The organism is Nonomuraea sp. NPDC049607 (assembly GCF_040675375.1).
In the GTDB taxonomy this organism is placed as follows: domain Bacteria; phylum Actinomycetota; class Actinomycetes; order Streptosporangiales; family Streptosporangiaceae; genus Nonomuraea.
In genome coordinates, this window is record NZ_JBFAOV010000003.1 from 261,524 (window position 1) to 282,016 (window position 20,493).

The 20,493-nt window shown below is 70.8% G+C and carries 20 protein-coding genes; 13 read left to right on the plus strand and 7 right to left on the minus strand.

All coding sequences use genetic code 11. The features are described from left to right. Positions 1-3: 3 nt before the first annotated feature. From AB0J97_RS08550 to eccCa, 3 genes are read right to left on the minus strand one after another with little or no spacing between them, the layout of a single operon-like run. Complete coding sequence (locus AB0J97_RS08550; RefSeq protein WP_364086228.1) at positions 4-1,086, minus strand: transglycosylase SLT domain-containing protein; 1,083 nt, start codon at positions 1,084-1,086, stop codon at positions 4-6. Beyond that, positions 1,083-1,367 (minus strand): hypothetical protein, encoded by a 285-nt coding sequence (locus AB0J97_RS08555; RefSeq protein WP_364086230.1) that lies wholly within the window; start codon positions 1,365-1,367, stop codon positions 1,083-1,085. The genes AB0J97_RS08550 and AB0J97_RS08555 overlap by 4 nt, the downstream gene beginning before the upstream one ends. Beyond that, entirely contained in the window at positions 1,367-5,356 is a 3,990-nt protein-coding gene (gene eccCa, locus AB0J97_RS08560; RefSeq protein ID WP_364086232.1) for a type VII secretion protein EccCa, read from the minus strand. Before eccCa ends, AB0J97_RS08555 begins: the two co-directional genes overlap by 1 nt. Positions 5,357-5,458: 102 nt before the next feature. On the opposite strand from eccCa, the gene eccD reads away from it, so the two are divergent. Then, positions 5,459-6,895, plus strand: a complete 1,437-nt coding sequence (gene eccD, locus AB0J97_RS08565; protein ID WP_364086234.1) for a type VII secretion integral membrane protein EccD — start codon at positions 5,459-5,461, stop codon at positions 6,893-6,895. A 28-nt stretch (positions 6,896-6,923) separates the two neighbouring features. On the opposite strand, the gene AB0J97_RS08570 is transcribed toward eccD, so the two are convergent. Further along, entirely contained in the window at positions 6,924-7,352 is a 429-nt protein-coding gene (locus AB0J97_RS08570) for a YbaB/EbfC family nucleoid-associated protein (protein WP_364086237.1), read from the minus strand. Positions 7,353-7,477: 125 nt separating this feature from the next. On the opposite strand from AB0J97_RS08570, the gene AB0J97_RS08575 reads away from it, so the two are divergent. The 9 genes from AB0J97_RS08575 to AB0J97_RS08615 all read left to right on the plus strand — a co-directional run bounded on the left by AB0J97_RS08575 (position 7,478) and on the right by AB0J97_RS08615 (position 13,634). After that, on the plus strand, positions 7,478-7,792 hold the full coding sequence (locus tag AB0J97_RS08575) for a hypothetical protein (RefSeq protein WP_357702509.1): 315 nt from the start codon (positions 7,478-7,480) through the stop codon (positions 7,790-7,792). Beyond that, positions 7,789-8,703, plus strand: a complete 915-nt coding sequence (locus tag AB0J97_RS08580) for a hypothetical protein (RefSeq protein WP_357702511.1) — start codon at positions 7,789-7,791, stop codon at positions 8,701-8,703. The genes AB0J97_RS08575 and AB0J97_RS08580 overlap by 4 nt, the downstream gene beginning before the upstream one ends. A 46-nt stretch (positions 8,704-8,749) precedes the next feature. After that, a complete protein-coding gene (locus AB0J97_RS08585; RefSeq protein WP_364086240.1) occupies positions 8,750-9,193 on the plus strand; it encodes a YbaB/EbfC family DNA-binding protein in 444 nt (147 codons plus the stop codon). 126 nt (positions 9,194-9,319) lie between these two features. Further along, positions 9,320-9,646 (plus strand): WXG100 family type VII secretion target, encoded by a 327-nt coding sequence (locus tag AB0J97_RS08590; protein WP_364086242.1) that lies wholly within the window; start codon positions 9,320-9,322, stop codon positions 9,644-9,646. 13 nt (positions 9,647-9,659) lie between these two features. Continuing rightward, the gene (locus AB0J97_RS08595; RefSeq protein WP_364086244.1) at positions 9,660-9,974 is read left to right on the plus strand and encodes a WXG100 family type VII secretion target; all 315 of its coding nucleotides are present in this window, start codon (positions 9,660-9,662) and stop codon (positions 9,972-9,974) included. 52 nt (positions 9,975-10,026) lie between these two features. Continuing rightward, positions 10,027-10,431 carry a hypothetical protein gene (locus tag AB0J97_RS08600; protein ID WP_364086248.1) on the plus strand — a complete coding sequence of 135 codons (405 nt, stop codon included), beginning with the start codon at positions 10,027-10,029 and terminating at the stop codon, positions 10,429-10,431. A gap of 9 nt (positions 10,432-10,440) precedes the next feature. Further along, on the plus strand, positions 10,441-11,877 hold the full coding sequence (locus AB0J97_RS08605) for a hypothetical protein (protein ID WP_364086250.1): 1,437 nt from the start codon (positions 10,441-10,443) through the stop codon (positions 11,875-11,877). Positions 11,878-11,887: 10 nt separating this feature from the next. Beyond that, positions 11,888-12,346 carry a hypothetical protein gene (locus tag AB0J97_RS08610; RefSeq protein ID WP_357702523.1) on the plus strand — a complete coding sequence of 153 codons (459 nt, stop codon included), beginning with the start codon at positions 11,888-11,890 and terminating at the stop codon, positions 12,344-12,346. Positions 12,347-12,353: 7 nt separating this feature from the next. Beyond that, the gene (locus AB0J97_RS08615) at positions 12,354-13,634 is read left to right on the plus strand and encodes a hypothetical protein (RefSeq protein WP_357702525.1); all 1,281 of its coding nucleotides are present in this window, start codon (positions 12,354-12,356) and stop codon (positions 13,632-13,634) included. Between the two features lie 140 nt (positions 13,635-13,774). On the opposite strand, the gene AB0J97_RS08620 is transcribed toward AB0J97_RS08615, so the two are convergent. Beyond that, a complete protein-coding gene (locus AB0J97_RS08620; protein WP_364086252.1) occupies positions 13,775-14,695 on the minus strand; it encodes a M23 family metallopeptidase in 921 nt (306 codons plus the stop codon). A 130-nt stretch (positions 14,696-14,825) separates the two neighbouring features. On the opposite strand from AB0J97_RS08620, the gene AB0J97_RS08625 reads away from it, so the two are divergent. Both AB0J97_RS08625 and AB0J97_RS08630 read left to right on the plus strand, forming a co-directional pair. Beyond that, positions 14,826-15,905: a hypothetical protein gene (locus AB0J97_RS08625; protein WP_364086254.1), complete on the plus strand. Its 1,080-nt coding sequence runs from the start codon at positions 14,826-14,828 to the stop codon at positions 15,903-15,905. 13 nt (positions 15,906-15,918) lie between these two features. Then, the gene (locus tag AB0J97_RS08630; RefSeq protein WP_357702531.1) at positions 15,919-16,656 is read left to right on the plus strand and encodes a hypothetical protein; all 738 of its coding nucleotides are present in this window, start codon (positions 15,919-15,921) and stop codon (positions 16,654-16,656) included. Positions 16,657-16,747: 91 nt separating this feature from the next. Here the strand turns inward: AB0J97_RS08630 and eccB are convergent, their stop codons facing one another. Continuing rightward, a complete protein-coding gene (gene eccB, locus AB0J97_RS08635; RefSeq protein WP_364086257.1) occupies positions 16,748-18,151 on the minus strand; it encodes a type VII secretion protein EccB in 1,404 nt (467 codons plus the stop codon). A 55-nt stretch (positions 18,152-18,206) separates the two neighbouring features. After that, positions 18,207-19,829 carry a prolyl oligopeptidase family serine peptidase gene (locus AB0J97_RS08640; RefSeq protein WP_364086259.1) on the minus strand — a complete coding sequence of 541 codons (1,623 nt, stop codon included), beginning with the start codon at positions 19,827-19,829 and terminating at the stop codon, positions 18,207-18,209. 79 nt (positions 19,830-19,908) lie between these two features. Here AB0J97_RS08640 and AB0J97_RS08645 point away from each other — a divergent pair, with 79 nt between their 5' ends. Next, a complete protein-coding gene (locus tag AB0J97_RS08645) occupies positions 19,909-20,472 on the plus strand; it encodes a helix-turn-helix domain-containing protein (RefSeq protein ID WP_357702537.1) in 564 nt (187 codons plus the stop codon). The last annotated feature ends 21 nt before the right edge of the window (positions 20,473-20,493 follow it).

Sequence of the window (20,493 nt, forward strand, 5' to 3'; positions counted from 1 at the left end):
GGCTCAGTATCCGCGGTAGCCGGATCCGGTCTTCGTCCCGACGACCCCCGGCACCGCGGACACACTGCCGTAGCGATCGATCGAGTAGCGCACGCCGGCGATGATGTTGTCCACCGGGTTGTAGATGTTCCGGTGGCCGTCCATGGCGTGGGCGTTGAAGGTGGGGTCGATCGTCTGCATGAGCCCCTTGGAGGGGTGCCCGGCCGCGGCGTTGGAGTCCCACAGGTTGATCGCGTGCGGGTTCCCGCCGGACTCGTGCTGAATGATCATCCAGATGTCGTTGACGTTCATCTTGTCGGCCGGGTAGCCGTTCGCCTTGAGGATGGCGACGGCCTCCTCGATCCACTCCTTCACCTTGCCCGAGGGCGCCGGCCCGCCGCCCGCGGCGGGCGGCGGGCCGCTGGAGCCGTAGCCGCCGATGATGGGGCTGCCGCCGCTGCCCGAATAGGGCGAGGTGTAGCTCTGGGTACGCCGCCAGTCCAGCCGGTGATCGGCGTCCGGCACGAACCTGTGCTCGCCCTCCTGCTCGCCCGCCGCCTTGATCTTGGCGAAGGTCATCTTGCGCTCGGCCAGCGCGGTGTCGATGGCCTTCTTGGCGTCGGAGACGGCGGTCTTGGCGTCCTTGACCGGCTGCCCGGCGTTCTCGGTCTCCTCGCGCACCAGGCGGCCGATCTCGGCGTTCAGGTCCTCCGGCTTGGCGTCGGGGTTGGCGTCCTTGTAGGTCTGCACGCGGGTGAGCAGGCGGTCGCAGATGCCGTCCACCTGGCGCTGTGAGCTCTCCAGCGCGTCGGCGGCGGCGTCGAGCGCGTCCGCGCAGGCGTCGAACGCGTCGTGCAGGCCCTGGCCGGCCCTGCCGTAGTCCCACATGTAACGGACGAACGCGTCCGCCGAGGCGCCCTCCCAGGCCAGGTCCACGGTGGTGACGGCGCTGCCGAGCTCGCCCGCTCCGGCGAGCACCTCGCCCGCGGCCGTACGCCAGCGCGCGGCGATGCCCCGGATCGAGCTCGGGTTGCCGGTCACCTGCTCGGCCAGCGCGGCCAGAGTGGGACCGCCGGGCAGGCTGTTGATCGCCTCCGGTGCGCTCATGACGGGTCGTTCGCCTTCCGCACGTTGCTCTCCACCAGGTCCAGGGCCCGCTCGACGCTCTGGACGAGGCTCTTGGCCTTGCCGCACTCGCTGTCGGCGACGCCCTCCACCCGGCCCACGGCGGTCGCGAGGGCCGAGGAGTCGGCCAGCTTGCCGAAGATCGAGGAGTCGACGGCCGTGGCGGGGAAGCCGTCGGCCAGGTCGCCGAACTTGTTCGCCACGGCATGGGCCGCGATGCGGCAGTCGTCCAGGGCGTCGAAGTGGATGTCGAGTCCTGCCATCACTCCTCCTCCGGGGGCGGCCAGAACGCCGTCTGCGCCAGCCGCGAGCCGAACCTTCTGTCCACCACGAAGCCGCGTCCCGGAGGCTGCGGCTGGGCGCGTACGTTGCCGAACAGGAAGCCCTCGTCCCTGCTGCCGGACAGGATCACCGCGGGGCTGGCCATGTCCTTGATGCGCTGGATCACCGGGTCGAACATGGCCCGGCCCAGGCCGCCCATGGCCCGCGACATGATCAGGTGCAGCCCGATGTCCCGGGCCTGCGGCAGCAGCTCGACCAGCGGCAGCAGCGGGTTGTTGGACGTGGCCACCAGGTCGTAGTCGTCGACCACGATGTACAGGTCGGAGCCCTTCCACCAGTCGCGGGCGCGCAGCTGCTCGGGCGTGAGGTTCGCCGGCGGCAGGCGCTTGAGCAGGGCGTTGCGGGCGTCGTTGACCAGTTCGAGCGCGGCGGCGCTGGAGGCGGCGTAGCCGATGCGGTTCTCGCTGACCGCCGTGTCCAGCAGCGACCGGCGGTAGTCGATCACGATCATCATGGCCTCGCGCGGCGTGTGCCGGGCGACGACGTTTTCGGCGATCACCTTGAGCATGTTGGACTTGCCGCTCTCGGTGTCGCCGACCACGATGAAGTGCGGATCGGCGTCGAAGTCGATCAGCACGGGCGCGAGCGCGGCCTCGTCCACGCCGATCGCGATCCGCTCCTTGCCGGTCTCCTCCACGCCCGGCAGCGACGCGGCGGGCAGCACCGACGGCAGCAGCCTGACCTGCTTGGCGGGCGGCCCCTGCCAGGAGTCGCCGATCGCCTGCACCAGGCCCTGGAGCCCGGTGGCCAGGTCGTCGGAGTCCTGCACGCCGTCGATCCTGGGCAGGGCGCCGAGGAAGTGCAGGCCGTCCTTGGTCAGGCCGCGTCCGGGCACGCCTTCCGGCACGGCCAGGGACTTCTTCCTGTTGATCTCGGACTCGTAGGCGTCGCCGAGCTTGAGCTCCACCCGCGTGCCGAACAGGTCACGGATGCCCGGCCGGAACTCCGACCACTTGCCGGTGGCCGCCACCACGTGGATGCCGTAGCCGAGGCCGCGCGCCGCCAGGTCGGTGATCACCGGTTCCAGGGTCTCGAAGTCCTGCCGGATCGTCAGCCAGCCGTCCACGACGAGGAAGATGTCGCCCCAGCCGTCGCCCTGGAGGGAGCCGTCGGCCACCCGCTTGCGGTAGGTGCCCATGGAGTCGACGCCGTTCTCGGTGAACTCGCGTTCCCGGTCGCGCAGGATCAAGGCGATCTCGGCGACCGTGCGGCGCACCCGGTCGGCGTCGAGCCTGGAGGCGACGCCGCCGACGTGCGGCAGCCCCTCCAGTGAGGACAGCGCGCCGCCGCCGAAGTCCAGGCAGTAGAACTGCACCTCGGCGGGCGTGTGCGTGAGCGCCATGCTGGTGATCAGCGTGCGCAGGATCGTGCTCTTGCCACTCTGCGGGCCGCCGGCCACGCCCACGTGCCCGGCCGCGCCGGACAGGTCCAGCCAGTACGGGTCCCGCCGCTGCTCGAACGGCCGGTCGATGAGCCCCACGACGGCCTGCAGGCGGCCGCGTCCCGGCCAGCCGGCGGTGGCCAGCCCCAGCTCGGGCGTGACCGACAGCGGCGGCAGCAGGTGCGCCAGCGTGGGCGGCTCGGCCAGCGGCGGCAGCCAGATGCGGTGCGCGGCCGGCCCCTGGCCCACCAGGCGGCCGACCACGATGTCCAGGAGGCTCTGCTGCGCCTTGTTGCTCTCCTCCTGCGCCGCGGGGTCCTCGGGCTGCTCGTCGACCATCGGGACGGGCACGAAGTCGGGGCCGTACTCGACGATCTCCCTGACCGTCACCGAGCCGTCGTGGGTGGCGACGTGCCGCAGGTCGACATGGTGGGGGCCCGACACGTACGCGGCCTTGAAGCGGGTCATGCCGGTGGTGTCGAACTTCAGGTACCCGTTGCCCGGCGCGGACGGCAGCTCGTACGCGTCGGCCACGCCCAGCACGACCCGGCTCTCCATGGCCGAGAACGTCCGCAGGCCGATCCGGTACGAAAGGTGCGTGTCGAGGCCGCGCAGCCGTCCCTCCTCCAGCCGCTGTGAGGCCAGCAGCAGGTGCACGCCGAGCGAACGCCCGAGCCGGCCGATCATCACGAACAGGTCGATGAACTCGGGCTTGGCCGTCAGCAGCTCGCTGAACTCGTCCAGGATGACGAACAGCGTGGGCAGCGGGCGCAGGTTGGCGCCCTGCTCGCGGGCCTTCTCGTAGTCGCGCAGGGAGGCGTAGTTGCCGGCCGCGCGCAGCAGCTCCTGGCGGCGCACCATCTCGCCGTGCAGGGCGTCGTGCATGCGGTCCACGAGCGGCAGCTCGTCCTCCAGGTTCGTGATGACCGCGGAGACGTGCGAGAGGCCGTCCAGGCCGAGGAAGGTCGCGCCGCCCTTGAAGTCGACGAGCACGAAGTTGAGGATCTCCGAGGAGTGCGTGACCGCGAGCCCGAGCACCAGCGTGCGCAGCAGCTCGCTCTTGCCCGAGCCGGTCGCGCCGATGACCAGGCCGTGCGGGCCCATGCCGCCCTGCGCCGACTCCTTGATGTCCAGCTCGACCAGCCGGCCGTCGGCGCCGAGCCCGATCGGCACCCGCAGCCGGTTGCGGCCCGCGCGCGGACGCCAGGTCACCGACGGCTCCAGCCGGGTCGGGTCGCCGACGCCGAGCAGCTCGGTCAGGGTCGTGTTCACCGCCAGCACGTCCTGGGCGTCGCCGCCCTTGGCCGAGGACGCGCGCAGCGGCGCGAGCTGGCGGGCCAGCCCCTCGGCGCGCAGGTAGTCCAGCGAGTCGGGGTCGCCGAGCCGGTTGGTGTTCTCGCGGCCCGCGTGGTCCAGCTTGACCATGTGGAAGCCGGCGGCGTCGATGCGCAGCCGCAGCGTGCTGCGTTCCTCGACGGTGCCGGCCGAGTTCGTCAGGTCGATCACGGTCACGCCGTCGATGGCGTCCGCGCCGAGCTGCGAGTCCTGCGGCACGTGGCCGCCGTCCAGGATGAGCACGTGGTACGGCAGCGCGTCCGGCGAGGCGCCCGGCTTGAACCGGGCCCGTTCCTTCAGCTCGCCGCCCACCAGGCGGTCGAGCTGGGCCAGGTTCTCGGCCATGAGCCTGACCTGGCCGGCGCCGTCGGTCTCCTCGGGGTGCAGCGCGTGCGGCAGCCACTTGACCCATTCCCAGTGGCTCATCCACTCCTTGCTCGCGCACACCATGATCCGCATGTCGTCGGGGGAGTGGAAGACGGCCATCTGCGCGATCATGGCCCGGACCAGGTCGCGGACCAGGGCGGGGTCGCCGTCCAGCTTGATGCGGGCGAAGGAGTGCAGCGCGACGGCGACCGGGAGGCGTTCGACGGTCGAGTGGGTGCGGATGAAGCGGCGCAGCGCGCCGGCCGACAGGGCGTCCAGGTCCTCGACCGGCTTGGAGTCCGGGGGGATGAGCTGGACGGCCAGCTTCTGGATGCCGGTGCCGAGCCGTACCGTGCTGAAGTCCTCGTCGCGGGGGCGGCGCTCCCACAGGCGCGGGCCCATCGCGGTCCACCAGAGCGTGTCGGGGGACGGGCCGCTCCACTCCAGGGCCTCGCGCTGCTGGATGGCGGCCTTGCGCACCTTCTTGCGGATCTGCGCCAGGTAGCGGAAGTAGTCGCGCCGGGCGCCGTTGAGCCGCTGTTTGCGCTCGCCCGCCTGGCGGCCCATCTGACCGACCGTCATGCCGACCATGGAGAACGCGAACAGGCCGCTGGCCACGTACATGATGGGGTTGGCGTTGGTGCCGCCGGCGGTGAACATCAGACCCATCGCCGCCGCGCCCGCCACCATCGGCAGGTACGTCAGCACCGCCATCATGCCTTGTGACTGGACCTCGGGGATCTCCGGTGGAGACTCCAGCAGGATCTCCCCGCGCGGAGCCTTCGGGCTGGGGCGGCGCTCCGGGCGCCGTACTACGACGATGCTCACCCTAGTGACAGGCCCTTCTGGTGCTCGGAAGAACCTTCTTACCAGATGTGCCTTACGTCCGAGTTGAGGTCTGAGTTAACACTGTCTCGCTATGTTGTGTTTGTGACATCGTTGGCCGAGATCCCGCCTCCACAGCAGGGCGCGTTGCACCAGGTGCCCGCTCCGCTCCCGCCGCTGTGCCACGTGACGGTTGTAGGGCCGCGCAGGAAGGCCGACCTGGCGCTGCCCGCCGACATCCCGCTGCCGCACGTGCTTCCCGGGCTGCTCAGGGCGATGGGCGAGCTGGGCGGCGACATCGCGACCGCGCCCGGCTGGACGCTCCAGCGCCTCGGCGGTCCCCCCTTCGACCTGGGTCAGAGCCTCGGCGCGCTGGGCGTGCTGGACGGCGAGATCCTCTACCTGCGCCCGCGCGCGGTCGCACTGCCGCCGGCCAGGTTCGACGACGTGGCCGACGTGGTCGCCACCGGCGTGCGCGAGGGCAAGGGCAAGTGGTCGGCCGACCTGACCCGCGGGATGGGCGGCGGCGCGGCCTGCGGGCTGCTCGTCGCCGGCGCGGTGGCGCTGGCGTTCGGCGGGCTCACCCCCATGGTGACCGCGATCGTGGCCGGGGCGCTCGCGCTGCTGATCATCGGCGTGGGGATGGCGATCTCGCGGGCGGTCGGCGACTCGGGCTCGGGCGCGCTGATCGGGTACGCCGCGCTGCCGTACGCGTTCCTGGCCGGGCTGCTCGCCCCCGCCGCCGGCGGCGGATTGGCCACCGTCGGCGCGCCGCAGCTCCTCGGGGCGCTGGCCTGCACCGCGCTGGTGGCCACGCTCGGCGGCACCGCGATCGCCGACGGCGTGCCGGGCTTCCTCGGCACGGCCATCGCCTCGATGGCCGGCGCGATCTGCGCGGCCGTGATCATGGTGACCGGGGCGTCGCCCGCGGGCGTGGCGGCCGTCGGCGCGGCCGTCGTGATGGCGTTCAGCCCGCTGGTGCCCGTGCTGTCGTTCCGGCTGGCCCGCGTGCCGCTGCCGTCCATGCCCACCAACGCCGAGGAACTGCGCGGCGACAACCAGCGGCTCGACAGCGCCTCGGTGCTGGAGCGCACGGGCGCGGCGCGGCGGTACGCGACCGGCATGATCGTGGGCGTCGCGCTGGTCGGGGCCGGGGCGCACGCGCTGTTCGTCGCGGACGGCCGGTGGGTCTCGGTGGCCATGTCCCTGGTGCTGGCGTTCACGCAGATCATGCGGGCCCGGGTGTTCCAGGGCGTCGGGCAGCGGTTGTGGCTGCTGCTGGTCGGGCTGACCGCGCTCGGCGCGGTGGCCGTGTCCGTCGGGATCGGCATGGGCGGCGTGGCCTCGGTGGCCGTGGTGCTCGGGCTGCTGTGGGCCGCCATGGTGGTCGTCGGCATGGGCGTGTGGCTGCCCGGCGGCAGGCCCTCGCCGTTCTGGGGGAGGGCCGCCGACATCACGGAGTGGGCGCTGATCGTCGCGCTGGTGCCGCTGGCGCTCGGGGTGCTGGAGGTCTACGCCTGGGTGCGCGGCCTGGCCGGTTAGCCGTACCGGCCTGGGAGGGGGGCGGGGCTCAGTCGTCCGACAGGACGCGGCGGCGGATGGCCTCCAGGGCGTCGAAGCGGTCGTTCAGCTCCCGCGAGAGGCCGTCCTGGAGGTCCTGGAACTGCCGGGTGACCGCCTCGGCCGACAGGCCGCCGAACGACGCGGGCGGGATCACGTCCCTGAGTCTGCGCGACTGGTCGTCCTGGGCGGCGCGGACGGCCTGGACGATCTCCTCGGTCAGCTCGTCCAGCTCCAGGCGGCTCGCCCTGGGCGCCAGCCTCAGGTCCTCCAGGCGGCCGTCGGCGTCCACGCGCGCGGTGACCGCGCCGCTGCGGCTCTCGCCCTGGCCGGTGACCAGGCTGAGCTCGTCCAGCATGCCGGCCAGGTTGCGGACCGAGCGTTCGCTCTCGCTGATCACGCGGTCGAGGTCGTCGGGGTTGAAGTCGATGGGGTCCATGGCCTGCACGCCACCGCCCGTAGGTTAACGAACGGGGAGCGGTGGTTTTCCGTCCCCTGAAGTGATCACGAAAACCGCGCTATGGGTACTGAAATAGGGGCAAACCGCCGCAACAATCGGACGTCGTGGCAACGAATCGGGAAATCCATATCACCTCGACGACCATCGGCAAGACGCGCCAACGGGTGGAGTCCGAGCTGAAGACGGGGATCGTCGGTTTCGTCAAAGGCCTGATCCCGCTCACGGCCGTGGACGGCCTGGGCTTCGGCATCCTGGGCAACATGATCATCGGCAGCACGTACGAGGCCGTCATGGACCGTGCCGACGGCCTGATGGGGGAGGCCGAGGGCGCCCTGGACGGCTGGTCCGGCGCGCTGACCGTGTGCGAGCGCAACTGGCGGGCGGCAGAGGACGCCAGCATCATCCAGTACCGCGCATGAGCGACCCCTATCTCGACGCCATCAACAAGGGCAGGGGCGCCTCGCGCGGCGGCGGCGGTTCGTCCCTGCTGAAGGCGGTCAACAAGGGCGGCTCGGTCGGCCCGCCGCGCTCGCCGTCGATCCCGCTCAACCCCGCCACCGGCAAGCTCGGCCCGGTGGGCGCCGGCTCGGCGGAGTCGCTCAGCACGCGGGTGCTGAACCTGCTGAAGCGCGCGGGCCGGTTCTCGCCGTACCTGGTGGCCGTGACCGCCATCGTTGCGGTGGGCGCGGCCGACGAGTTCGCCATGGCCGAGGCGGCCAACGTCTGGAAGTACGGCATCAGCGCCCGCCTCGACGACGGCGTGAAGAACCTCATGCCGCAGATCCTGGCCACGTCCAGGACCGGCTGGATCGCCGCCGACCAGACGGAGTTCGGCCGCGTGCAGGCGCTGTTCCACCAGGAGATCGGCGCGCTGCGCAACTCGTTCGGCGAGATCGGCGGCGTGCTGGACGAGGTGGCCGCCGGGGTGCGCAACTACTGGATGCAGATCGGCTCGACGGTCGTGACCGGGATCACGCTGCTGCTCACGGCCGTGCGGATGAAACTGGCGCCGGTCCCGCAGGTCGCGGCGGCCGGGATGATCCTGGAGCACCTCGTCGGCTCGGCGCTGATCAGCGCCGCCGCGATCATGACCGGGATGCTGGCGCAGCTGCTCAGAGGCGGCATGCAGGTGCTCGGGACGCTGATCAGGAAGCAGCACCAGTTCGGCTTCGTGCTGCCGGGGGGCGCGGCCGCCGTCGACTTCGGCCGGGCCACGATCGACGCCAAGAACCTGCCCTCCTTCCAGGAGCCCGCCGCGCCCGGGCAGTTGCCCGCCGGGTACCAGGGCTTCGACTGGGTCGTCCCTGAGGTGAGTACCACAAAGCCGTGATTGTGGTTAGATCGCCGGGATATGCCCTAGGGGAGGGATGGAGTCGATGGCGGATTTCGGGGACCTCGGTGACATCGACATGGACCGGCTCCTGAACAACATGGACGAGCAGCTCAGCAAGTCCGAGGAGCTGCAGAAGGCCATGTCCGCCCTGGTGGGCCGGGGCGAGGACGACGGACACCTGATCCTCGTCGAGTACGGCCAGGAGGGCCTGCGCACGCTGGACATCCAGCCGAAGGCGATGCGGCTGAGCGCGGTCGAGCTGTCGGAGAGGATCAAGGTGGCCGTCGATCTGGCGACCGTCGACCTCCAGCGGCAGGCCGACGCGCTCCTGACCCAGATGTTCGGCGAGAGCGGCAACCCGATGCGGATGCTGGAGAACCCCGACCAGGCGCTGCGTCAGATCCGCAAGGCGGAAGCCAGCTACGAACGGGCCTTCGAGAGCACCATGCAAGAGTTCGACAGAATCCGCCGCGAACTGGACCTGTGATTGACCAGGGCGTTTGCTGGCATGTCGAGAAGTTGTTACATCTAGGCCACTGAGTCCGCTGTTACTCATGGGACCTTTGGTGCTTATATGGGTTAGCGACCGAAATGATCGTTACGGAGGTGGCGAGTGGTTGACTTCTTTGGGGCAAGCCCGAGCCAGATCAAGGTGGCCTCTGGCCACGTGGTGGACACCGCCCAGTACATCGAGGGTCTGAGGACGGCGGTTGAGACGACCGCCAATGGCCTTCTCACGACCGGCTGGCTCGGCCCGGCGGCGGCCAGGTTCCAGAAGGCCATGACCAGCTGGGACGAATCCATGCGGGCCGTACGGACCGACCTGGAGCTCATCGCCGACAATATGGGCGTCAACGCGGTCGTCTACTCCGCGGCCGACGAGGACGTCCAGGCCGGTATGGGCCGCGTCGAGTCCCTGATCAACGTCGACATCAAGTAGGAGGGGGAACGCGGTGTCAGCTGAGCTCGACTTCACCAAAGTCAACTTTGGGCACATGGAGCTCGCCCAGGAGGACTTCATCAAGATCCTCGGTTCCTTCGAGAAGGCCACCCAGGACCTGATGACCCGGTTGCAGACCGACCTGAAAGGTCATTGGGAGGGCCCGGACGGCGCCGAGACGTGGTTCCGGGAGCGCGAGAAGAAGTGGCAGGGCGCGGCCACCCAGATGCGCGGGCAGCTGGACGAGCTGCAGAAGGCCGTCCAGATCGCCAACGAGAACTACCGCGCGGCCGAGAACCGCAACAAGTCCATCTGGTACGACGGCTGACGTTTTCGGGTCGGCCACCCCCGCGGTGGCCGAGCCTTGTAAGGGGAGGATCATGGCCGGGCTCGAACCCGAACCGTGGCCTGGGCTCGACGACACCGACGCCGAGCTCTACTACGACGTGGGCAGGATGCGCGCCATAGCCGAGGACCTGGAGATCGCTCTCGCGCTCACCCAGGGCGCCGGCGGCAACAGGGACGGCGTCACCGGCTCTGTGGAGACCCTCACCAGGTACTTCACGCTGGGCGAGGAGCACATAGGGCGGTGGCCGGCGGCCAGCGCCCTCGCGCACAGCGTGGGCAGCACCGGCGCGGACCCCGGCGGCCAGGTGTCGCTGGAGGGCCGCGGCGCGTTGCTGGCCGGCCTGTACCAGGACTACGTCGAGTGCTGCCAGAAACTGGTCAAGGCGATCAGGGACAGCGCCGACAGCTACGCCAAGACCAACCCGGGCCGAGAGTGAGCAGCAGCGTTGGCTGAGCGCAAGGTCGACATCCGTGACGAGTCCCGGCGTCCGACGACCGGGCCCGTCACCGCGTCGCGGGAACAGATCGAAGGATGGCTCAAGGCCACCTCCGCCATGGAGGTGCACGACCGGGGGCTGTCCTACAAGCAGGTAGCCAAGATCATCCGCGGGGTGGCCGAGGCGCTGCCCCAGATCGGCAAGGATCTGTCCGGCGCGTGGCGGTCGGACACGTCCGCGCAGGCGCAGCGGGCGCTGCAGCTGCTCAACGCCTCCGGCCAGGAGATCGCCGAGGCCATGGACAAGATGTCCGAGGCGCTGATCCTGTACGGGCGTGACTACCTGCCGACGGCCATCGAGGAGGTCGAGGCCGCCAAGAACGCGCAGACGGCCACCCCGAAGCCCTCGGCGGGCCCGCCGCCGAAGGCTCCGACCTCGACGCCGTCGCCGTCGTACACGCCGCCGGTGCTCGGGCCCCAGACGTCGCACAACTACCCGGAGCCCAAGCCCGGCCTCACCAAGTCGCCCACCGAGATGCAGGCCGACGTGGCCCGGCGGGCGCTGGAGAAGCTCAACAACCACATCGTCGACCTGTACGACTTCCGCATCCCGGCCAGCGTCGTCGTCGAGCTGCCCGAGGTGAAGCCGGCCGAGACGCCGGCCCCCGAACGGGACATGCCGCTCGACCAGCACACGCCGTACACGAAGGGCACGTACTGGAACGGCGGCGGTTCCGGCGACTCCGGCGGCGGCTCGAACGGCTCCGGGAGCGGCGGCGGCGCCCACGGCGGAACCGGCGGCTCCGGTGGGTCAGGCGGATCGGACGGATCGGGCAGCGGCGGTAACGGCGGCCAGGACGGCGGCAACGGCGGTAACGGCGGCACCGACCCCCGCCCCGGGGACCAGACCCCCGGCGGCGACACCCCCGGCACGGACCGCCCGGACACCCCCGGGACGGACACCCCGGGCACCGACCCCTCGGGCGGTCAGGGCACCGGATCCGGCACCGGCGGCTCGTCCTCGACCGGCGACGGCACCACGCCCCCCGTGCTCGACAACAACACCACCGGCGACCGCGCCACCCAGCCGCAGGACGTGGACGCCCGCGACCCGCGCGCCACCGAGACGGCCGGCTACCACCCGACCATCACGCCCACCAACCCCACGCCCCCGAACCAGTCGTTCGTGACGCAGCCGACCTACCCCTCACCGGCCTCGGGGACTCCCGCGGTGATCGGCGGCCCCGGGTCGTACACCCAGGGGAGCGCGCCCGCGGCGGCGGCGGCACGGGCGGGCGCGGCGGGCGGCGGCATGCCGTTCATGCCCTTCACCGGCGGCGGCGGGCAGGGCGCCGAGCAGGGACAGGTCGAGACCTCGACCCTCCTGAAGGAGGACAACGACGTGTGGAGCCACCACGAGGGCTCCATCTCACCGGTGATCGGTTAGGGAGGCGGCCATGGCGCTCGAACTGGACCCCAACTGGCCCGGGCTCGACGGGGACAAGGACAACTTGACCAACCGCACGGAGATCAAGCGCATCGCCGGCGAGGTGAACGAGCTGCTCAAGAAGCTCAAGACGCCCACGCGTCCACCGGTCACGGAGTTCCTCACCGCGCCGGGGGCCAAGGCCCCCGAGCCGCAGTTGCCCGAGGGGGCCGGCGCGCTGCCCGACCTCCAGCGGTACTGCGCGCTCAGCCAGAACCAGATGGGCGAGTGGCCCGCCGCCATGCACTTCGCGCTGGCGGTCAACTCGGCCTATTCCCAGCTGATCGGCGAGCAGGGTTCCGCCAGCGGCCTGTACGCCTCCATGGTCGAGCAGGCCGGCAGCACGGTCGAGGCGCTGCTCGACATCTCCAAGGCGTCGGACGGCGCCGAGCAGGCGACCGAGGAAGCCGCCGCGCGGCGGGAGGTCTGAGACAGCCATGGCCGAGCCCAGGAAGCAGACGTTCAAGCTCGTCTACAACACCGGTCCCGTCGACACCTCCACCCCGGACGTGTCGTTCATGGGCAGCATGTTCACCGACACGCTCTCGAAGGTCAGGGACTGGATCGACGCCACCGACCCGGGTTCGGTGAAGCTGGCCGGTCTCTACTACTCGCACGCCGAGGCGTTGCTGAACGGGTTCGCCGGCGATCTGAAGACCAAGGCGGCCGAGCTGGCCAAGAACTACACGGGCCCGGCCGCCGTCGAGACGCAGAAGCAGCTCCAGACGCTGCACGCCAGCGTGCGCGAGCTGGCCAGGAAGCTCGGCGAGATGGGCCGGCCCCTCCAGGGGTACGGCGAGACGCTGCACTGGGCGCAGGCCAACGTGGTCGAGTCGATGGACCACGACTCGCGCACGGACCGCGACGTGGACTGGGCCGGACGGGTGCCGTTCTACCGGCTCTACCGGGGGGACAAGCGGGCCGTCGAGCACCTCAAGAAGGTCAACGAGCGCATCGTCGAGCACTACAAGCAGCTGCCCGCCGAGATCCAGACCGCGCTGCCCGACCCGAGCGTCCCCGAGCTGCCGGACTTCAACAACGGCGGCGGTGGCGTGCCCGGTCCGGACCTGAACGGCGACGGCCTCCCGGACAAGTACCCCACGGCCTCGTTCGGCCCGAACGCGGTGCCCGGCGGGCCCGGGTACGTCGACGGCAAGCTGCCCGGCGACGGCGGAACGGGGACCTACCCGACGGTTCAGTACCCCGACGGCACCAGCGGCTCCGGCGCGAACGTCGGCGGCGTCCCGGGCTACGACGGCGGGGACAACCCGTACGGGGGCGCCGACTCCTCGGCCCTGAACGGCTCCTCGCTGGGCTCCGCGCCCAACGGGACGTCGCCCAACCTGTCCACCTCCCTGCCCCCGGGGTCGAACGACGGGACCACCAAGCTGGCCGGGTACGACCCGTCGTTGTCCGGCATGAACAACAGCGGCTACCCCACGTCCACGTCCACGACCGGCGGCTCGCCCTACGGCTCGGGAACGGGGTCCGGCGCGGGCGGCATGGGGACGGGGCAGGGGGGCGTCGCGGTCAACGCCGCCGCCATGCGCGGTGTGAACGGCGGCTCGGGCTTCGTCGCCCCGGGCATGATGGGCGGCGCGCCCGCCCGCGGCGGCGAGGGCGGCGAGAAGCACACCGACGAGAACACCACCTGGCTCGCCGAGGACGACGACGTGTGGGGCGGCCCGGAAGGCACCACGCCGAGCACCCTCGCCTGAGGCCCACCCTGCCCCCTCACCCGGCTCCGGCCCCCGGAGCCACCGCACCACGTTTCCGGCTCAGCCCTCGTGACCGGGCCGCCCGCGCTGATCGGGGTGGCGCCCGGAGGCGCCACCCCGATCACGGACGTGCGGTCGCGTCAGCCGCAGTGCTCGAAGGGGCTGTCGTACGCGGCCGAACCGACCGCGCCGCCCCACTTGACGCAGGTACGCGACGCCTTGGCCCGGACCGGACCGGCGTAGTACTGGTAGCTGCCCGCGTCGGTGGTCCGGGCCTTGCCCTTGACCTCCAGGTAGGCCCGCACGGCCGCCTTGCCGGAGCCGCTGTTGCGCAGCGTGGTGACGCAGTTCTGGCCGGTGGAGGCCGAGTACAGCAGCACGACGCGCCCCTGGCTGCCGAGCGGCGCGGAGTCGATCTGCTTGAAGCCGGCGCCGCAGACCTGCTCGGCCGAGTACGGGTTGCCGCTGCCGCCGCCGGTGGGCTTGCCCGGGTTGCCGGGGGCGGGCGTGCCGCCGCCGCCGCAGTTCTTCGACGTCAGCGTCTGGTGGCTGTAGCCGAAGGTGGAGCCGTTGAACTTGGCCGCCACGATCGAGCCGGACGACGTGCGCTGCTCGTAGTGCAGGTGGGCGATGATGCCCTTGTACTTGGCCGAGGTGTTGCCGACCTGGCCGATCTGCTGGCCCTGGGCGACGTTCGCGCCCGCGGAGACCGCCCGCGACTTCATGTGGGCGTACAACGAGACGCTGCCGTCGGCGTGCCGGATCTTGACCACGTTGCCGAAGCCGTCGGTGGTCCGGTACTCCGACATGATCACCTTGCCGGCCGCCGAGGCCACCACGGTACGGCCGAGGTCGGCGTTTCCGTCGTTGTACCTGCCGTTGAAGTCGATCTCGTAGCCGGCGGTGTGCGCGCTGCTGTCGTTGCTGTCGCCGGTCCAGGTCTCACCGCACGGGAAAGGAAGCTGGTGGACGACGGCAGCGCTGGCGCTGGCGGCGCTCGTGCCGGCGAAGGGCAGCGCGGCGATGCCGCACACGCCCACAATCAGGGTCTTGATCCGCATATGGGAAAGGCTGCCATCCTGATCGACGGCGAGTCTAGATCATTCGCAAAGTGTTCACGCTAAAAGTCGATATTTGTCGATATCGTAGCCAGGACTGTGCAAAACGCAGTTTTCGGACAGGGAGGGTCAGATGGGCGCAGGGGAGAACTCCGCCCCTAACCTGGGGCAATCCTCGGCGAGTGCCCTCGGCGGCGGCGTCACGATCCGGTTCACCGACAAGAAGATCAGCAAGCTGGGCAGCGACATCGCCGACCAGGAACCCAACATGGGCAAGATCGAGACGAACACGAAGGGGATCACCATCGAATCCCCCGGGTTCGGCATTGTCGGCCTCGGCCTCTCGTACGCCCACGAGCAGATCAAGGATGGCGCGAGCGGCACGGTCGCCATGGCGAGGACCGTCCTGAAGGACTACAAGACCGCGCTGGAGAAGCTCGAGAAGAACTACGAGAAGGCCGACAAGGACAACGACGGCCTGATCAACGAGATCGGCGACGACGGTCCCGGCGGCCCCGGCGGTCCGGGCGGTCCCGGCCCCATCGACACCAATCTGGGTGGCGGTGGCGGTATGCCGAAGATGGAAATGCCGGACAACAAGCTTCCGGACGACAAGTTGCCGGACAACAAGCTGCCCGACCAGAAGTTCCCCGACCAGAAGCTGCCGGACGACAAGTTCCCCGACCAGAAGCTCCCTGACCAGAAGCTGCCGGACGACAAGCTGCCCGACCAGAACCTCCCGAACTCCAACCTGCCCAACTCCAACCTGCCCGACCCCAACGCGGTGAACGCGAACCTCCCCAAGACGCCGTCCATCGAGGACCAGCTCAACCACAACACCGGCGTCCCGGACCTCAAGAACACCGTCCCGGACCCCTCGGCGACCAAGCTGTCCGGGTTCGACCCCACCGGTTTGAACTCCGCCATCCCCAGCACCGGCAACATGACCGGTATCCCGACCGACTACCCCACGTCCGGCGGCTACGGAAGCGGCTCCGCGGGCGGCGGGACCACGGCGGGGGCAGGCGCCGGCGCGGGCGGCCTGCGCGGCGCTGGCGCGGGCGGCATGTCGGGCATGCCCTTCATGCCCATGTCGGGCGGCGCGGCCGGCAACGAGCAGAACCGCGATCGGGACAAGGCGGAGTACGTACGCGGCGACGAGAACGACTGGCTCGACGACATGGACATCGCACCGCCGGTCCTCGGCGAGTGAGAAGGGGAACGACATGGCATACGAAGCGGATCGTTATCTCATCCTCGCCGCGGCCGGTGTGACGAGCGCGAACGCGGCGGTGCTCTTCGAGTATCCGGTGGCCAGGAACGTCGCGATGTTGGTCATCTCCCTCGTCTCGCACCCCGAAACCCTGATGAAGGCGGCCAAGGACTGGGCCTCGATGGACTTCGAGGCCGTGGCCAGGGACGTCGCCAAGCTCTCCGAGGAGATCGCCACCAAGGAGTACTGGACGGGGCCGGCCTGGGAGGTGTTCAAGGACTCCGCGCACGCCTTCGCCAAGCAGGTGGAGGCGTCGTCGACCTACTTCAAGAGCGTCTCCGGCGGCATGGACACGATCGGCACCCTCTACCACTACGCCGTCTACGTCGCCTGCCTGGCGGCCACCATCACGACGGCCCTCGCCGTGGCGAAATGGATGACCTTCATCGTCCCCGTCTTCGCCGCGGTGGTGCTGCGGGGGCAGATCAACGGCATGCTGATCGCGCTCGGCCAGATCCTCAGAGGCGTCGTCGGCAAGAACGTCAAGTCCGCCGCGATGCTCGCCGGCATCCTGGCCACCGTGAACGGCATGTGCGCCATGATGACCCAGTCCATCGACAAGGGCCGTCCCAAGGCCGACTTCGCCCCCAGCGACCTGGAGTACGTCGACAGGGGGAGCGACAGTGTCGGCACTCTTCAGCGGAAGAACGGCGGAATGCCGAGCATGAACCTGGGCGGCGGCCTCATCTAGCCCCTGCTCATCCCGCCCGGCGGCCCATGCGCCGCCGGGCGCCCGGCCGGGGTGCCCGGCCGCCTGTGCGCGCCGCCGGGCCGGGCTGTGCTTACTGGGCCGTCACCTGTACCGGCGAGCGCGCCGCCGTCGGGTCGAGCGCCGGGCCCTCCGGGATCAGGTGGACGAGGTTGTAGGGGACCGGCGCGACGTCCTCGGCGCCGTACCCCAGCTTGTTGATCTGGTCCCCGGACTGCAGCGGGAACTTCCTGCCCTGGTCGGTGAGCAGGAAGTAGGTCTGCACGAACGCCTTCTGGCCGTCACCCGGCAGCAGGCCGCCCAGCGCGGCCCCTCCGGCGGGCAGCAGCACCTGGTCGAAGTGCTCCTGGTCGCCCCGGGCGGTGGGCACGGGGATGGCCATCGTCGCGCCGACCGTGATCTTCGCCTGCGCCGAGCCGTTCTGGGTGTCGGCGTACACCGCGCACAGCGCCGCGGCGGAGGTGACCGTCTTCGGCAGGCTCGTCGGCAGGCCGCCGACCGTGAGGTTCTGGCGGGAGGTCCTGCCGTTCGCGGTGGCCGCGTCGATCTCGATCGGGACGGCGGCGCGCCTGCCGTACGCGGTCTTGGTCCTGGGGTCGGCGAGCAGCAGCGTGGCCTGGGTGAGGTTGACGGGGGCGAGCCCGTCGGCGAGCAGCACGTACCAGCGGTCGGGGGCCCCGCCCATGCCCTTCACGGTGTAGACCTGACCGACCGCGCCCTTCCCGCCTGCGGGGGCGACGGCGCGCCGGCCCAGGCCGGTGATCCCCGGCGGCATGAGGTCGGGGCCGGGGGGAATGGCGTTGATCCAGGTCGAGGGCACTTTTCTGGGATGCGCGTTGAGCGCGCGCACGCCGGTGTCGGACACCTTCATACGGTGGTCGTTCCAGATCACCCAGCCCTGCTGGCCGTCCGTGACGACCAGCGCGTCGCCGCCCACGGGTGTGCCGCCGACGTCCTGGCCGCCCACCAGCGTGACGTACGGTCCCCGCACCCCCGCCTGGGTCGGCTCGGTCACGCAGGCCGACCACGGGCCCTTGATCAGCTTCTCGCGGGCCGGAAGGCTGTCCGGCGCCCCCGCGATGCCCACCAGCGGCCCGCGTGGCAGCGTCGCCAGCGAGGCGGCGGAGACGTTGCGCACCTTGAAGTCGGTCGCGTCGAGCAGCAGCAGCGCCGAGACGTAGTTGGCGGTCGGCAGCAGCCGCGCCTGCTCCTGGCTGTAGACGTAGGTGGCGCCTGTCTCCTCCTCGACCAGGAGCTGCCCCGCCTCGGTCAGGTTCGTCGCCCCGCCCGGCTTGAGCAGCCCCCAGATCCCGAACACCGCCGCGATGAGCACGCCGACGAGCACGCCGCAGAACATCGCCACGTTGTGCCGCCGCATGGGCGTCTCCGGCACATCGGGCTCAGCCTGCAGCAACGCCATGCCCAGGCGCTGCTGCATCAGCCGATGAGCCTGGTAGAGGTCCTTCCGGGTCTGCATCTCACCTCTCCCGTATCGCAGGGATCAGCATAGAACGCTCTTGTGTCATGAACCCCTACGGAAGCAGCAAACCCCAATAGAACGCCCACGGAACGAAGGCCACGCCCGCCGCGACGAGCAGGCCCAGGCGTACCCGCTCGCCGGTCGCGCGCTCCTGCCGCCACCTGCGCGCGGCGAGCGCCGTCGCCACGACGGTGGCCACCGCCAGGGCCTGGAGCACCAGCCAGAGGAGCGGCCTGCCGAGGATCATCGGCCCCGGCGCGGCCAGTTTCCCGCCGGTCGAGATCAGGTAGAACAGGTACGCGAACCCGCCGAGCGCCACCGCCGGCCCACCGGCACTGACCACCCGAGCCGCCCCCAGACCCCTCCCAGGTGCGCCGTACCCCACGCCGCGTCTCTGCCCAGGTGTGCCGTGCGCCGGGTCGCCGCCGCGCCTCCGGATCCTGCGGACCACGGCGACCAGCGGATACCCGGCGAACCCCACGAGGAACAGCGCCAGCGCCACCGACTGCGTGAAGGCCGACTCCCACCACGCGGGAGGCGGCACCCCGACGGAGTCGCTCGCCTGGACGGGCGCCGGCCCCGACACCTCCGCGACCGGAGCCCGCCCCGAGACCGCCTTCGCCACCCAGCTCCCCACCAGCTCGGCGTAGCCGGGAGCGAGCTCGGGCGACCGCGTGACGCCGCCGTCCGGGGTCAGGTGCGCCGCGTGATCGGCCCCCTCGAAGAACCGGAACGTGTACCGCCTGTTGCCCCCCTTCTCCAACGCCGCGCGGAACACGGGCGGCGTCTCCCGGGGCGGGGTCAGCAGGTCGTGCACCCCCCAGATCGCCAGCACCGGCTGCCGCAGCCGGGCCAGGACCGCCTCGGAGTCGTAGTAGGGCTCCGGGAACATGCCGCCGTCCGCGATCGCCCGGTACAGCTTCGGCTCGGCCTGATCGACGAGCGACCCGGCGACCCCCGCCTTGCGCAACCCGGCCGCCACGGCCCACGTCTGCTGCCGCAACGGCTGCAGCGCGTTGGCCCCGACCACCACCACGAACGCGATCTCCTTGGACTTCGAGGCGGCCAGCGGCGCGACCCACCCGCCTTCGCTGAGCCCCCAGATGCCGACCTTGCCGGGATCGACCCCCGGCTCCTTCCGCAGGGTCGCGACCGCGCCGAGCGCGTCCTCGGCGAGCTGCGCGTACGACCGCTGGAACAGCGAGTACCCCTCCGAGCGCTTGTCGTAGACCAGCACCGACAGGCCCTGCCGGGCGAAGGCGACGGCCTCGCCCAGCAGCTTCTCGCGGGGCGTGCCCGTCCCCGCGCCATGCACGAGCACGACCCCGGCCCGCCCGCCCGTGCCGTTGCCGCTCTGACCCGCCTGCCCGCCCGTGCCCTGGGCCGGGGACGTCGCGCCGCTGCCGGACGGGCTGATCACGCTGCCGCGCAGCTCCAGCCCGCCGCTGCCGCGAAAGGTCACGTCGTGGACCGTCAGGTCGCCGGGCACCGCCGGCCCCGCACGATCGACCAGGACCGATCCGGCTCCCACGGTCCGCCCGGCGACGGTCGTCCCGGCCTTGGGGACGAGGTCAACGGCGGCGGCCCGAGCCAGTCCGGGCGTGTTCAGCCATAACAGGACACCGGCGACGGCACTGAGGAAGACGGCGACGGTGGCCGTGAGAATTCTCCGCATGCCGCCGACGTTAGTCTGCAGAGAGTTCTCGGCAAAGAGGTGTCTGCAGATATCGTTCTCAAGGACTAGCCTGCTCCTCATGAAGGATGACGAGCCCCTGGTGCTCCACGACCCCGACCGGCTCAAGGCACTGGCCCATCCCATGCGCCGCCGCATGCTGACCCACCTGAACATCCACGGCCCCGCCACCTCCACCACCCTCGGCGAACTGCTCGGCGCGAAGACCGGCACCACCAGCTACCACCTGCGCCAACTGGAGAAGTACGGCTTCATCGAGGAGATCCCCGAACGCTCCTCCGGCCGCGAACGCTGGTGGCGCCGCGCCCAGCTCCCCAGGGACATCCGCCTCCCCGATCCGGGCGAACTCGGGCCGGAGGAGCAGGCCGTCCTGATCGAGTTCCACCGGATCGGGCTGGAGGAGGACCGCGCCCTGCTGGACCGCCTCCCCGCCGCCTTCCAGGCCGACCCCGACTGGGTCAAGGGCTCCCGAGGGCTCGCCCGCATGACCAAGGACGAGCTGAGGGAGTTCCACGACGCCTACGTGGCCCTGCTCCTGAAATACAGCCACCCGGCGGACGAAGCCCCACCCGACGCCCGCCCGCTGTACGTCCGCATGTACACCCTCCCGGCGGACGAGGACTGACCCCCGGCGCGGCCCGGAAGT

Bases quoted from the DNA above. Each gene is read 5' to 3' on its own strand.
- AB0J97_RS08570 (WP_364086237.1), bottom strand. From the start codon at position 7,352: ATGGACCCCATCGACTTCAACCCCGACGACCTCGACCGCGTGATCAGC.
- AB0J97_RS08555 (WP_364086230.1), bottom strand. From the start codon at position 1,367: ATGGCAGGACTCGACATCCACTTCGACGCCCTGGACGACTGCCGCATC.
- AB0J97_RS08630 (WP_357702531.1), top strand. From the start codon at position 15,919: ATGGCATACGAAGCGGATCGTTATCTCATCCTCGCCGCGGCCGGTGTG.
- AB0J97_RS08620 (WP_364086252.1), bottom strand. From the start codon at position 14,695: ATGCGGATCAAGACCCTGATTGTGGGCGTGTGCGGCATCGCCGCGCTG.
- AB0J97_RS08640 (WP_364086259.1), bottom strand. From the start codon at position 19,829: ATGCGGAGAATTCTCACGGCCACCGTCGCCGTCTTCCTCAGTGCCGTC.
- AB0J97_RS08600 (WP_364086248.1), top strand. From the start codon at position 10,027: ATGGCCGGGCTCGAACCCGAACCGTGGCCTGGGCTCGACGACACCGAC.
- AB0J97_RS08610 (WP_357702523.1), top strand. From the start codon at position 11,888: ATGGCGCTCGAACTGGACCCCAACTGGCCCGGGCTCGACGGGGACAAG.
- AB0J97_RS08550 (WP_364086228.1), bottom strand. From the start codon at position 1,086: ATGAGCGCACCGGAGGCGATCAACAGCCTGCCCGGCGGTCCCACTCTG.
- eccB (WP_364086257.1), bottom strand. From the start codon at position 18,151: ATGCAGACCCGGAAGGACCTCTACCAGGCTCATCGGCTGATGCAGCAG.
- AB0J97_RS08585 (WP_364086240.1), top strand. From the start codon at position 8,750: ATGGCGGATTTCGGGGACCTCGGTGACATCGACATGGACCGGCTCCTG.
- AB0J97_RS08615 (WP_357702525.1), top strand. From the start codon at position 12,354: ATGGCCGAGCCCAGGAAGCAGACGTTCAAGCTCGTCTACAACACCGGT.
- AB0J97_RS08580 (WP_357702511.1), top strand. From the start codon at position 7,789: ATGAGCGACCCCTATCTCGACGCCATCAACAAGGGCAGGGGCGCCTCG.
- AB0J97_RS08645 (WP_357702537.1), top strand. From the start codon at position 19,909: ATGAAGGATGACGAGCCCCTGGTGCTCCACGACCCCGACCGGCTCAAG.
- AB0J97_RS08625 (WP_364086254.1), top strand. From the start codon at position 14,826: ATGGGCGCAGGGGAGAACTCCGCCCCTAACCTGGGGCAATCCTCGGCG.